9 protein-coding genes are annotated in these 12,823 nt (G+C 71.6%); 6 read left to right on the top strand and 3 right to left on the bottom strand.

What is annotated here, in order from left to right; genetic code table 11:
- Positions 1–572: 572 nt before the first annotated feature.
- The 3 genes from ACY34I_RS38850 to ACY34I_RS38840 all read right to left on the bottom strand — a co-directional run bounded on the left by ACY34I_RS38850 (position 573) and on the right by ACY34I_RS38840 (position 2,114).
- The gene (locus ACY34I_RS38850) at positions 573–911 is read right to left on the bottom strand and encodes an SCO4848 family membrane protein (RefSeq protein ID WP_462760280.1); all 339 of its coding nucleotides are present in this window, start codon (positions 909–911) and stop codon (positions 573–575) included.
- Between the two features lie 87 nt (positions 912–998).
- Complete coding sequence (locus tag ACY34I_RS38845) at positions 999–1,559, bottom strand: alpha-ketoglutarate-dependent dioxygenase AlkB (protein ID WP_462760282.1); 561 nt, start codon at positions 1,557–1,559, stop codon at positions 999–1,001.
- Positions 1,560–1,643: 84 nt separating this feature from the next.
- On the bottom strand, positions 1,644–2,114 hold the full coding sequence (locus ACY34I_RS38840) for a hypothetical protein (RefSeq protein WP_462760278.1): 471 nt from the start codon (positions 2,112–2,114) through the stop codon (positions 1,644–1,646).
- Positions 2,115–2,394: 280 nt separating this feature from the next.
- Between ACY34I_RS38840 and ACY34I_RS38835 the strand changes: the two genes are divergently transcribed.
- The 6 genes from ACY34I_RS38835 (at position 2,395) to ACY34I_RS38810 (ending at position 12,624) form a co-directional block, all read left to right on the top strand.
- On the top strand, positions 2,395–2,835 hold the full coding sequence (locus ACY34I_RS38835; RefSeq protein ID WP_462760276.1) for a PRC-barrel domain-containing protein: 441 nt from the start codon (positions 2,395–2,397) through the stop codon (positions 2,833–2,835).
- 14 nt (positions 2,836–2,849) lie between these two features.
- Positions 2,850–3,017 carry a hypothetical protein gene (locus ACY34I_RS38830; RefSeq protein ID WP_187413721.1) on the top strand — a complete coding sequence of 56 codons (168 nt, stop codon included), beginning with the start codon at positions 2,850–2,852 and terminating at the stop codon, positions 3,015–3,017.
- Between the two features lie 92 nt (positions 3,018–3,109).
- On the top strand, positions 3,110–4,168 hold the full coding sequence (gene trpS, locus ACY34I_RS38825; protein WP_462760274.1) for a tryptophan--tRNA ligase: 1,059 nt from the start codon (positions 3,110–3,112) through the stop codon (positions 4,166–4,168).
- Between the two features lie 284 nt (positions 4,169–4,452).
- Positions 4,453–6,171: an arginine--tRNA ligase gene (gene argS / locus ACY34I_RS38820; RefSeq protein WP_462760272.1), complete on the top strand. Its 1,719-nt coding sequence runs from the start codon at positions 4,453–4,455 to the stop codon at positions 6,169–6,171.
- A 116-nt stretch (positions 6,172–6,287) separates the two neighbouring features.
- Positions 6,288–9,377 (top strand): FG-GAP repeat domain-containing protein, encoded by a 3,090-nt coding sequence (locus tag ACY34I_RS38815; protein ID WP_462760270.1) that lies wholly within the window; start codon positions 6,288–6,290, stop codon positions 9,375–9,377.
- Positions 9,378–9,522: 145 nt separating this feature from the next.
- The gene (locus tag ACY34I_RS38810; RefSeq protein WP_462760268.1) at positions 9,523–12,624 is read left to right on the top strand and encodes an FG-GAP-like repeat-containing protein; all 3,102 of its coding nucleotides are present in this window, start codon (positions 9,523–9,525) and stop codon (positions 12,622–12,624) included.
- Positions 12,625–12,823: the final 199 nt, after the last annotated feature.

Here is a 12,823-nt window from a genome sequence, read left to right as displayed (position 1 = left end):
TCACCGTCTCTGCCGTGTCAAACCGTGTGTCCCGGTCTGTCGTGCTTCATACGGGTTGGCGCCGCTGAGCTCGCGCAGCAGCGAGCCGCTGCGCTTGATCACCGGATTTGGCAGGCCGGCCGCCGCGGTGCCCGCGAGCTCGCCCGGTGCCCTGCCGGTCGACAACCTTACCCGGTCGGTTCCGCTCCGCCAAATCCGCCCTGCGGCGTTTTCGGCGAGCCCCGCCCGGCCAGGTCCCGAAGGAGTCAACCGTCGGAGCCTGATCGTCAGTGCCGCGCTCCGGCCTCCAGGACTTTCGCCCTGTTTCGTCCGTTCCGCGCTGGCAGAGAGAAAGTTACGCGTCTGCGGGTTTGATCGTCAAATCCGGGGACAGCGTCCCGCGTCACATCATCATCGAGCGGCTATCTTCCCTGTTCACTGACCATCTGGACGACGCCGCAGGCTGATCCCGGGCAGAAACAGGTCGCCGGCAGCGACACTCCGCGGTGCGTCGGCCCGCAGCATCGACCTGCCGCCGACGCCTACGCCCGCATCTCGCCAGGGCCGTGGCCCAGCGATCGCGGTGGGACCGCTCAGACGGCGGGACCGCTGCTGCGGCGGCGAGCCGCGAGCCAGCCCCGGACTCCGAGCACCCCCACGGCGGTGCCGATCGCCAACGAGGCCGCGATCAGCAGCGCGTGCACCCAGAGGAAGCTCGTGGGGGCGCCCTCGCCGACTGCGCCGGCGGACCAGGCGCGTGGGTCGTTCCAGATGGCGACCGCGAATCTCGGCCAGATCACCCAGGTCCACACCCCGACCCCGAGCAGGAACAGCGACCAGCCACGCGACAGCACCATGGCAGGCCAGTATGCCAGCGGCGCCAGGCCGGCGATCCGATCCGCCGCCCCCTGACCGAGGGCAAAGGGGACCACGGCGGCAAGGGAAACAACACGGGGGAGCAGGCGGCAGTGGGACCGCGACAGGCGGGCCGCACCGACGACGAGGGTGGTGACGCCAGATCAGCGACGGGCGGCCCGGAGCGTACGGAAGGTCAGGGAGTAGCGCAGGGCCGGCACCGGCGGGATGCTGTGCTGCCAGCCGGACCGGGCCGCCCCGGTCAGGACGTACCCGGACCGGGGCGCCAGCTGCAGCTCGTACACCCGGCGGTTCTCCCCGCTGCCGCGTTGGAACCGCAACAGACACGCGGAGCCCAGCGACAGGCCGACCACGGTAGGCCCGAACGCCGGCGCGTCGCGGTGCCAGCCGATGACGGAGTCCGGCGGGTAGCGGGTGATCAGCGTCTGGGCCAGATCATCGGGAGCGAGCCCGGCGAGGCCGGCGCAGCGCTCGCGAACCCAGTGCAGCGCCACCGGCAGGGCCTCGGTGGCGGTGAGCTGGAACGAGCCGTAGTCGTAGTCGAAGCCGAAGTGCCGCACGGTGCGCCGGGCGATCTGCCCGTGCATCCGGACCTCGCGGAAGTCGAGCGCGTCGAGGGCGGTGAGCAGGGACCGTTCCTCGTCCTCGTCGACCAGCTCCGGCTGGTAGCTCAGCCCCGCCGGCCGCTCGTGGATCCCGCGCATCCTGCCCACCAGCCGACCGTAGCGGCGGGCCGGCCCCGCCTCCGGTGGAAGCGGGGCAGCAGGCCCCGCCCCACCCCGACGGCGTCAGAAGCAGGTGACGGCGCCACCGATGGCCGGGTTCGCGCGGTCGTGCCGGTGCAGCGTGCCCGACGGATCCGCCATGGCGCCGCCCCAGATGGCGCAACCCGCGCCGACGTAACCGTAGACGGGGCCGGCGGCGTAGAGCCGGTTGCCGTCGTCGACCGAGAAGGAGGGCATCAGCTCCGGGTCGAGGTACACCTGGGTCCGGGTGAGGCTCCCGAGGTACGCCGACTTGAGGGTGACCGTGCACCCGTACCCGGTGAAGGGGTTGTGCAGCAGATGGACGGTTCCGAGCCGCGCGCCGGTGACCGCGTTCCGGATGGGGTCCTGGTCGACGCTGACGAAGCCGGGTCCGCAGAGCCCCTGCGGGGTGTACGGGTTGGCCGCTGCCGCCTGGGCCCCGGGCCCACCCAGCCCGACCAGCCCGACCAGCCCGGCCGCCACGATCCCGATTCGTCGAATTGCCCGCTGCATCTGCGCTTCCTTTCTCGGCAGGTGGGGTGCGGGACCAGAATCGTGGGAACCGTCGGCCGACCGAATGTGTCCGGCGAACACTTTCGAACCCGTTCTTGATGTGCCGCCCAGCACGTCCACCCATCCCGACCTGCGGAAGAGTCTCTCGTCCGGCAGCGGCTCCCAATTATGAGGAATCTCGCAGAAACGGGAAATGATGAACCGAAAATTGCGCTGATGTTTCAGCGATTCGACGCGTGGGCAGTGTTTCCGTCGGCGACGACGACATCGGAGGTGGGTCATGCAGCCGTTCAATCCGTGGCTCTGGCGGGACCCGTCCGCACTGGCCGGCGGCTACGACCAGACCGGCCCGGACGATGTGCCGCGGCAGCGCTCGGCGGGCGACGACGGCCCGGACGCACCCGGCCCGGGCACCCCGATCGACCTCACCGGCTACCGGGTGGAAGCGACGGACGGCCGGATCGGGTCGGTCGACCAGGCGAGCGAGGAAGCCGGCGCCCAGTACCTCGTGGTGGACACGGGACCGTGGATCTTCGGCCGGCGGGTGCTGCTGCCGGTGGGCACGGTGGCCCGGGTCGACCACCTCGAGCGGACGGTGCACGTGGACCGGACCCGGGAACAGGTGAAGGACTCGCCGGCCTTCGACCCGGACGACTTCGGCAGCCCGGAGCACCGGGAGCAGGTCGGCAACTACTACGCGGAGAGCTACCGCTGGGGTTGAGCTAACCTGTCGGCATGGTCCGGCCGAGCACCCTGGCCCCGGAGACCGAGGACGGTCTCCGGACGGCTGCCGCTCCGGTTCTTCCGGCCCGTGTCGACGACGGTCGGGAGCAGATCCTCGACGTACTCCGTGCCGGTGGGTTGCGGTTCCGCGCCGGCGGGCGATGGCGGTTCGCGCTCTGACGAGCCGATTCCACTGATCCGGGCATCGTCCCGGCTCTTCCCGCGCGCCCGCGCGTCCTCCACCGTTTCCTCGGCACGAAAGGCGTACCACCATGTCCGTAGCACGGATGCTCACCGGCGACCGCCCGACCGGGCGGCTGCACCTGGGCCACTACGTCGGCAGCATCGCCAACCGGGTGCGATTGCACCAGCGGTACGAGAGCTTCTTCATCATCGCCGACCTGCACATGCTCACCACGAAGAACACCCGTGGGGACATCGAGCAGGTGGCCGGCAACGCCCGCGAGATGGTCACCGACATCCTCGCCGCCGGCGTCGACCCGGCCCGCGCCACCTTCTACCTGCAGTCGGCGATCCCCGAGGTCGGCGACCTGAACACCCTCTTCCAGAACCTGATCACCGTGCCCCGGTTGGAGCGCGTCCCGTCGCTCAAGGAGATGGCCCGGGACGCCGGCAAGGAGGAGATGCCGTACGGGCTGCTCGGCTATCCGGTCCTCCAGGCCGCCGACATCCTCTGCGTGAAGGGGCAGGTCGTGCCGGTGGGCCGGGACAACGCCGCGCACGTCGAGGTGACCCGGGAGGTCGCCCGGCGCTTCAACCACCTCTACGGCGAGGTCTTCCCGGTTCCCGAGCTGATCATGTCGGACACGCCTGCCCTGGTCGGCACCGACGGCCAGGGGAAGATGAGCAAGAGCAAGGGGAACGCCATCGGCCTCTCCGACGACGCGGCCACCGTCCGCCGCAAGGTGATGGGGATGTACACCGACCCGAACCGGGTGCGCGCCGACGTACCCGGGACGGTGGAGGGGAACCCGGTGTTCGCGTACCACGACGTGTTCAACCCGGACCGGGCGAAGGTCGAGGAGTTGAAGGCGCGCTACCGGGCCGGCCGGGTCGGTGACGTCGAGGTCAAGGAGGAACTGGCCACCGCGTTGAACCGGTTCCTCGACCCGATCCGGGAGCGGCGGGCCCGCCTCGAGGCCGACCGCGGCCGGGTCGACGAACTGATCTTCGAGGGCACCGAACGGACCCGGGCCGAGGTGCACCGCACCCTGGTCGAGGTCCGCCGGGCGATGGGGTTGACCAGCATTTACACCCAGGTGCGGCGGCGGGCCGAGCGCTACCGCAAGGCCGTCGCCACGCCGGCCTGAGTTCCCGCGTACGACCTGACGGCCGGCCCGGACAAGCGCTTGCGCCGCCCCCGGGTCGGCCGGTTAGGCTGCTGACATGACCAGCGCGCACGCCCACCAGCCGACGTCCTCCGACGTCCAGGTCGGCGTGCTGCGACGCCGGCGGTCCCGCAACCGCCTGCGCTGAGCACCTTTCTCTTGCAACCGGCGGATCGAGCCGCCGGTCATCGCCGAACGTCCTCGGTCCGCCCGCATCCCCGTCAGGAGATCCGCGTGAGGCGGATCCGAGCGAGATCGGCGTACCCATGGATCTGGAGAAACTGCTGACCGACCGGCTGGCGCCGGCGTTCGAGACGGTGGCCGGCGTACCGGTGGACCCGGTCGTGCGGCGCTCGCAGCGCGCGGACTTCCAGTCCGACGCGGCGCTGGCGCTGGCCCGGCGGATCGGCCGGCCGCCGCGGTCGATCGCGGTGGAGGTGCTGGACCGCGCGGAGCTCGGCGACCTGTGCGCCGCGGCGGAGGTGTCCGGGCCCGGCTTCCTCAACCTGACCGTCGCGGACCGTGCCCTGGGCGGCCTGATCGCTGCACTGGCCACCGACGCCCGGCTCGGGGTGCCGACGGCGGCCGAGCCGGAGACCGTGGTGGTCGACTACTCGGGGCCGAACGTGGCGAAGGAGATGCACGTCGGGCACCTGCGGTCGACGGTAATCGGCGACGCGGCAGCCCGGCTGCTGGAGTGGCTGGGGCACCGGGTGGTCCGGGCCAACCACCTGGGCGACTGGGGTACGCCGTTCGGCATGCTGATCGAGCACCTGGTCGACCTGGGCGAGGCCGAGGCGGCGCAGGAGTTGTCCATGGGGGACCTGGACGCGTTCTACAAGGCGGCCCGGGCCAAGTTCGACGCGGACGAGGCGTTCCAGGAGCGGTCCCGGCAGCGGGTGGTGGCGTTGCAGGGCGGCGACGAGGCGACGCTGCGGCTGTGGCGGCTGCTGGTCGAGCAGTCCGAACGCTACTTCCTGACCGTGTACGACCTGCTCGACGTGACCCTGACCGAGCGGGACTTCCAGGGCGAGAGCAGCTACAACCACCTGCTCGCCCCGGTGGTGGCGGACCTGGACCGGCTCGGGCTGCTGCGGGAGAGCGAGGGCGCGGCCTGCGTCTTCCCGCCGGGCTTCACTGGGCGGGACGGTGAGCCGCTGCCGCTGATCGTGCGCAAGTCCGACGGCGGCTACGGCTACCCGGCGACCGACCTGGCCGCGATCCGGCACCGGACCGGGGGGCTGGGCGCGACCCGACTGCTCTACGTGGTGGGCCTGCCGCAGCGCCGGCACTTCGAGCTGGTATACGCGGCCGCGGCGCAGGCCGGCTGGCTGACGTCGCCGGCCCGCGCGGAGCACGTCGGGTTCGGCTCGATCCTCGGGCCGGACGGGCGGATGCTGCGCAGCCGGTCCGGTGAGTCGGTGAAGTTGGTGGCCCTGCTGGAGGAGGCGGTGGCCCGGGCCACCACGCTGGCCCGCGAGCGGAACCCCGAGCTGGGCGAGACGGAGGCGGCCGAGGTGGGCCGGGCGGTCGGCATCGGCGCGGTCAAGTACGCCGACCTGTCCAGCGACCGGCACAAGGACTACGTGCTGGACTGGGAGCGGATGCTGTCGCTGGACGGGAACACCGCGCCCTACCTGCAGTACGCGTACTCCCGGATCCGGTCCATCTTCCGGCGCGCCGGGGCGGCGGCCCGGCCGGACGCGGCGGTCTCGCTGGTCGAGCCGGCCGAGCGGGCCCTCGCCATCGAGCTGCTCGGCTTCTCCGGCGTGGTCGCCGAGGTGGCGCGGAGCCTGGAGTTCCACCAGCTGGCCGGGTACCAGTACCGGCTGGCCGCCGCGTTCAGCGCCTTCTACGAGCGCTGCCCGGTGCTGCGGGCCGACGGCGAGCTGCGGGAGAGCCGGCTGCTGCTCTGCGACCTGACCGGCCGGGTGCTGCGGCAGGGGCTGTACCTGCTGGGCATCCGGACGCCGGAGCGACTGTGACGAAATCAGCCGTTCGGCGGCACTTCCGCATGGAAACGGCCACGTACCCTCCAGGTGTCTTGCGCAGCCCGATCCCAGGAGGAAGTTCTGTGGGCCGCCGTCTCACCGCCGTTGCCATGGGGACGACTCTGTCCCTGGCGCTCGGCGTCCTGTCCGCGCCGGCCACCCCGGCGCTCGCCGACCCGTCGACGGCACCCCGCGAGGTGACCGTCATCCCGCAGGACGCGCCCCTGTTCAGGCCGCAGGAGTCCGTCCACTTTGCCGGGAAGACGGGCTTCCTGCACTCGCACAACCAGTCCGGCACCTACCTCTGGACCCGCTACGACACCGGCGAGACCGTGGTGGTGAAGGAACTCGCCGGGCTGCAGTGGACCAACATCAAGCGGGCCGGGGACGACAGCGTCCTCATCCTGAACGAGGTGCCGGCGCTGCCGGCGCCCGGCAAGGTGACCGTCTTCAACCTCGCCGAGCAGACCTGGCAGCAGTGGGCCACCCCCACCGGCTATCTGGTGATGGGTGTGCACGGGCAGTCGATGGTGGTGGCCCGTTCGGGCACCTCAGGGACCAAGCTGCAACTGGAACGGCTGACCTTCGACGGCGACGGCAACTCCACCACCACGGAGATCACCGGGCTCCCCGACGGCGCCGTTCTCTCCGGTCTGGCGGTGGCGAGCGGCGAGGGTGCCTTGGTGGTGCCGTACCGGACGGACGTGCCACGTGCCCTGCTGCTCGACGTCGCCTCCGGATCCGTGGTCGACATCCCGGAGGCCACCGGCGGCACTACGGCCTGGCGGGTCTCCGGCGACGTGGTGGCTTGGGCGAACCTGTCGGGGACCTACCGCGTCCAGTCCCGCGAGGCCCTGCTCGCCGGCACCGCCGGCGCGGCCCGGACCGTGCAGGCGCAGGGCACCCTCCGGACCGCCGTCGTGGGCGACAACCTGATCAGCGCCAAGAACCAGTCGAACAACACCGGCGACTGGTATCCGACGGTGTCGCTCCCCATCGCGGGCGGCGACACCACCACCCTGCTGGCGCACACGGACTACCAGGCCGGTGCCGTCGTGCAGGGGCCGGACGGCGTCGCCCTGGTGGTCGGTGGCACCGGCCCGGCCGACTGGGCGGTGCACCGCTACACGGCCGAACCGGGGAAGGCGCCGACCGGCAAGGTCGTCCTGACGGTCAGCGATCCGCAGCACAACGCCGGCCTGACCTACAGCCGCGGGCTGATCCGGCACGTGCAGACGCAGGTCGACCCGAGCGACGGCACGACCCGGTTCGCGATCTTCAACCACCTCCAGGTGCCCGGCGACAGCATCAGCCCGGCCGGCGCCATGCAGCCGGCCAACGCGGCACCCTGCGCCACCGGCGTCGAGTGCCTGCGCTTGGTCGACGGCCACGGCTACGGAGCCGCCTTCCTGCTCTCGGGGACGAGCGACAGCATCCGCATGTACCAGGCGGCGAACACCGGCACCAAGACCGTGACGCTGCCCAGCAAGGGCGGGCGGGTCGTCGACGTGGGCGACAACTACGCGATCGTCGCGGACGCCGCCGCTGACAAGCAGTACGTGGTGAACGTCGGCACCTCCCAGATCATCCGCACCGGGCCGGTCACCGGCGCGGCGCTCTGGTTCGACACCCTCTGGACGGCCGGGGTGGCCGGCCGGATCCAGTCGGAGCGGCTGACCAACCCGGGGACCGCGGTGAACATGCCCACCGGCGCCGACTGCCAGGTCACGGAACTCCAGGCCAGCGCCCGCTGGATCTACTGGGCCTGCGGGGCGGACGGCCCGGCCGGCGTCTACGACCGCACGCTCAACCGCAACCTCCGGGTGCCGAGCGGGCCGGCGCTGCTGGGCGACGGTTTCCTCGTCCAGCACGACGCCGGCACCGCCAGCCTGCGGCTGTCCGACTTCCACGACGGCACCCTCCACGACCCGGTGAAGCTGGCCGACCTGCCGGTCGGCAACCCGGCCGACGGCCGCGGGATCTCCTGGGCCGTGGACAAGCACGGCAGCGGAGTCGCGTACGTCGACGCCGACAATGCGGTCCACGTGCTGGATAGCGGGGTGCCGTCCACACCGCCCGGCGTGGGGACGGAAGGGGGCTACGACTGGACGTACCCGCGGGCTGCCGAGACCGAATACCAGCGCTTCTGGCGGCGGAGCGTCATCCTGACCCGTCCGGTCTTGTCGTGGGAGGTGACGATCACCCGGAAGACCTCCGGTGAGGTGGTGGCCCGCAGCTCGGGTGGGCCCGAGCGGCTGGCGGTGAACGCGAGCTGGGACGGCCGGCTGGCCTCGGGGCATCCCGCGGTAAACGGGACGTACCTCTGGAAGCTGACCGGCACGGGCACCGAGGGCGAGGCCGCCGCCACGATCGGCACGGGCAAGCTGAGCGTCGTCTGCGGCACCTTCCCCTTCCGGAGCGTGAGCTGCTACGGCGACTCCAACCTCCTCGCCGTCAAGTCCAACAACGAGGGGCACTGGTACGGCGATCCCTACGGTGAGCCCGCTGGGCGGCTGGTCGACAACGGGAGCACCGAGCAGTGGTGCCTGAGCTGCGCGGGCACCGCCGGCGCCTCGGCGATCGTGCCGTTCGGCGACTTCGACGGTGACGGGATGCCGGACCTGCTGGTCCGGGACGGGGCGGGCTACCTGCGCGCGTACCTGGGCACCGGCCAGCCCAGCTACGCCAAGGAGACCCACAAGTCGATCACGATCGGCAAGGGGTGGGAGACGTACCGGCTGCTGGTCGCCCCCGGCGACCTGAACCGCGACGGGCGTGACGACCTGCTCGGCATCGACACCACCGGCAAGCTGTGGCTCTACACCTCGACCGGCACCGGCCTCTTCAAGGCCCGCGTCCAGGTCGGCTCGAGCTGGGGCATCTACCCCAAGGTCATCGGGATGGGCGACCTCAACGGCGACGGCAACGGCGACCTGGTCGGCGTCGACGCCAGCGGCGTCCTCTGGCGCTACAACGGCGACGGCAAGGGATACCTCAGCTCCCGCGTCCAGATCGGTACGGGTTGGAACATCTACAACACCCTGATCCCGATCGGCGACCTCGACCTGGACAACCGCAACGACCTGCTGGCGCGGGACGCCGACGGCGTGCTCTGGCTCTACCCGGGCCGCGGCGACGGTTTCCTCGGCAAGCGAGTCCAGAAGGGCACCGGCTTCAACACCTACAAGGCCCTCTTCTGAGCTGACCGGCACGGGAAGCCCGGGGCGCCGACGGCACCCCGGGCTTCCGGCTTTCCCAATCAGCCGTTCGGCGGCACACGCCACCACCGGCTCCCGCCTACGCTGACATGATCTTCACGCAGCCCTGATCCCAGGAGGACCTCTGTTGGGCCGCACGCTCACCGCCGGCGCTCTGGCGAGCACCACGACGTTGGCGCTGTCCCTGCTCGTGGCACCCGGCACCCCGGCCGTCGCCGAACCGTCGGCCGCGCCCCACGAGGTGGCGGTCATCCCGCAGAACGAGCCGACCGTCCTACCGCGAGAGAAGCTGCTGTTCGCGGGGAAAACCGGCTTCCTGCACCAGCACAACGCGTCCACCGCCTACCTCTGGACCCGGTACGACACCGGCGAGACCGTCGAGGTCAAGGATCTTGCGGGCGTACGCAGCTCCGGACTGCGACCCGCTGGCGGGGACACCGTCTCGATCTGGGAGTCGGTGCCCGCCCACCCCACCAACGGCACCGTCAACGTGCTCGACCTCGGCGACCAGAGCTGGGAGCAGTGGAAGCGGCCGACCGACGCTGGCCTCTACGGCATCTACGGCCGGGACATGCTGGTCCGGCAGGGCGCGAAGCTCGAACTGCGGACGGTCGGCCCGGACGGCACGGCCACGGCCAGCCGGCCGGTCACCGGTTTCCCGGCCGGGATCGACCTCGGCAGCCAGCCGCTGGCCGGCGACGGCGCCTCGGTGGTCATCGAGGCCGCTACCGCGGACGAGTACTGGTGGGCGTTGCTGGACCTCGCCACCGCCCGGGTGGTGGAGATCCCGGGCGTCGACGTCCAGACGCTGGCCGACTTCCGGCTCACCGGGGACACCGTCGCGTGGCTCGGCAACGACGCCACGGTGCACGCGTACTCCCGCACGGGCCTGCTCGACGGCACCGACACCACCGCGCGGACGGTGACCGCCGGCAACCAGTGGTTCCGGCTGGCGATGCTCGGTGACCAGGTGCTCACGGTCATCGACAAACGCAACGGCAAGGACCAGGGGCCGGCGGTGACGGTCCCGCTGGGCGGCGGCGAGCAACACAGCATGCTGCCGCTCGGCGCGCTGGACTCCGCCGCGCTGCTCCAGGGCCCGGACGACACCGCGCTGCTCGTCGGCGGCACCGACTCCGGCGACTGGGCGGTGCACCGCTTCACGGCGACGGACAGCCAGCCGACCCACGTACCGGTGCTGCCGGTGCGTGACCCGGTCGGCAACGCCGCGCTCAGCTACCGGCACGGCATCGTCGGACACCTCCAGACGCAGGTGTCGCCCAGCACGTCGGCCATCCAGTACGCGCTGTTCAACCGCGCGCTCGCCGACGACGACGGGTCGGGCAACGGCCGGCAGCTCTTCCCCACCGCGGGCACCCTGCTCGCCGACGCCGCGCCGTGCGCCCCGCAGGTCTCCTGCGTCCGGATGCTCGACGGCGCGGACACCGGGATGGCGTACCTGACGTACGGGCCGAACGGCGAGACGGCGGTCGCCCGGCACACCATTGCCAGCACCAAGGTCAGCCTGCCGACGGCGAACGGCCGGCTCGTCGACGCGGACGACCGGTACGCCGTCGTCAACGGCGGCTCGCCCGCCGTGCAGTACGTCGTCGACATGAACAGGCGGACGGTCGAGCGCAGCGGTCCGGTCACCGGCGCGGGACTCTGGTACGACACGCTCTGGACGGCCACCACGACCCCCGGGCAGCTCCAGCAGATCGGCCTGGGTGGCAACGGCGCCCAGCGGACCATCTCCACCGGCGTCGCCTGCGTACCGACCGAGGTGCAGGTCAGCACCCGCTGGCTGTACTGGGCGTGCGGCGCAGGGCAGGCCGGGGCGTACGACCTGACGGCCAACCGGAACGTCGCCCTGCCCGGCGGACCGGCGCTGCTCGGTGACGGGTTCCTGGTGCGGCATGACGCCGGCACCGCGAGCCTGCTGATGACGGACTTCCACGACGGCACGGTGCGGGCGGCGGTGAAGCTGGCCGATCTGCCGGTCGGCACCCCGGCCGACGACCGCGGCATCACCTGGACCGTGGACCGGGCCGGCGCCGGGGTGGCGTACGTGGACGGCGCGAACGCGGTGCACGTGCTCGACAGCGGCGTGCCGGCAACCGCGCCGGCCCTCGGCAAGGTCTGGACCCAGGGGGAGGCGTCGGCGTACAACGAGCGCGCCTGGAGCGGATCCTTCCGCTTCACCCGGCCGGTCTCGTCCTGGCAGGTGACGGTCACGCACAAGGCCACCGGGCAGACGTACGAGGTGCGGTCCGGCGGCGCGGCGCGCGAGGGTGCCAGTGCGGGCTGGGACGGCCGCCTCCCCGACGGCACGATGGCGGTCAACGGCGGCTACCGCTGGACCGTCTACGGCACGGTGGACGGGACCAGGACGAGCATGGGCTCGGGCACCCTGCTCGCCGCCTGCGGCACCTTCCGCTACCGGACCTGGGACTGCTACGGCGGGCAGGCGCTGCTCGGGGTGAAGTCCAACGGTGAGGGCCACTGGTACGGCGAGGCGCCGGGCAGTGAGCCGCTGGGCCGCCTCAACGACCTCGGTGCGACCGACAACTGGTGCCTGAGCTGCACCGGTTCCGCCGGCACCACGGCGCTGGTGCCGTTCGGTGACTTCACCGGCGACCACCGGCCGGACCTGTTGGTCCGGGACGCGGCGGGCTACCTGCGGGTGTACTACGGCACGGGGCGCAACGCGTTCCCGAAGAGCGGCACCATGTCACACGTGATCGGCAAGGGGTGGGAGACGTACCGGCTGCTGCTGGCGCCGGGCGACCTGAACCGGGACGGCCGCGACGACCTGGTGGGCGTCGACACCACCGGCAAGCTGTGGCTCTACACCTCCACCGGGACGGGATACTTCACCGCTCGGGTGCAGATCGGCTCGGGCTGGGGCATCTACCCCAAGGTCATCGGGATGGGCGACCTCAACGGCGACGGCAACGGCGACCTGGTCGGCGTCGACGCCAGCGGTGTCCTCTGGCGCTACAACGGCGACGGCAAGGGGTACTTCACCTCGCGGGTGCAGATCGGCACCGGCTGGAACATCTACAACACCCTCGTCCCGATCGGCGACCTCGACCAGGACAACCGCAACGACCTCCTGGGCCGCGACGCCGACGGCGTGCTCTGGCTCTACCCGGGTCGCGGCGACGGCTTCCTCGGCAAGCGGGTCCAGCAGGGCACCGGCTTCAACGCCTACAAGGCGCTCTACTGAGCTGAGCTACCTATCCGACCGCCCCCGGACGCTCCGGCGTCCGGGGGCGGCCTGCTTTCGGCCCGGGCTAGCCCGTGTTTCGTAAGGGCCTGCGGTCGGTGAGGCGGGCCCGGCGTGGCGGTGATCGATAAAGTTTGAGGTCTCCGGTAGATCGGTTAGCGACCAAGCAAACCGGAGACCGACCGGAGACCTCGTGCCC

Source organism: Micromonospora sp. RTBAU3-60, assembly GCF_054963695.1.
This window is presented reverse-complemented; position numbering and strand designations above follow the sequence as displayed.

Coding starts and splice junctions, on each gene's coding strand:
- ACY34I_RS38830 (WP_187413721.1), top strand. CDS start 2,850: ATGGTCCGGCCGAGCACCCTGGCCCCGGAGACCGAGGACGGTCTCCGG.
- ACY34I_RS38840 (WP_462760278.1), bottom strand. CDS start 2,114: ATGCAGCGGGCAATTCGACGAATCGGGATCGTGGCGGCCGGGCTGGTC.
- ACY34I_RS38845 (WP_462760282.1), bottom strand. CDS start 1,559: ATGCGCGGGATCCACGAGCGGCCGGCGGGGCTGAGCTACCAGCCGGAG.
- argS (WP_462760272.1), top strand. CDS start 4,453: ATGGATCTGGAGAAACTGCTGACCGACCGGCTGGCGCCGGCGTTCGAG.
- trpS (WP_462760274.1), top strand. CDS start 3,110: ATGTCCGTAGCACGGATGCTCACCGGCGACCGCCCGACCGGGCGGCTG.
- ACY34I_RS38815 (WP_462760270.1), top strand. CDS start 6,288: ATGGGGACGACTCTGTCCCTGGCGCTCGGCGTCCTGTCCGCGCCGGCC.
- ACY34I_RS38835 (WP_462760276.1), top strand. CDS start 2,395: ATGCAGCCGTTCAATCCGTGGCTCTGGCGGGACCCGTCCGCACTGGCC.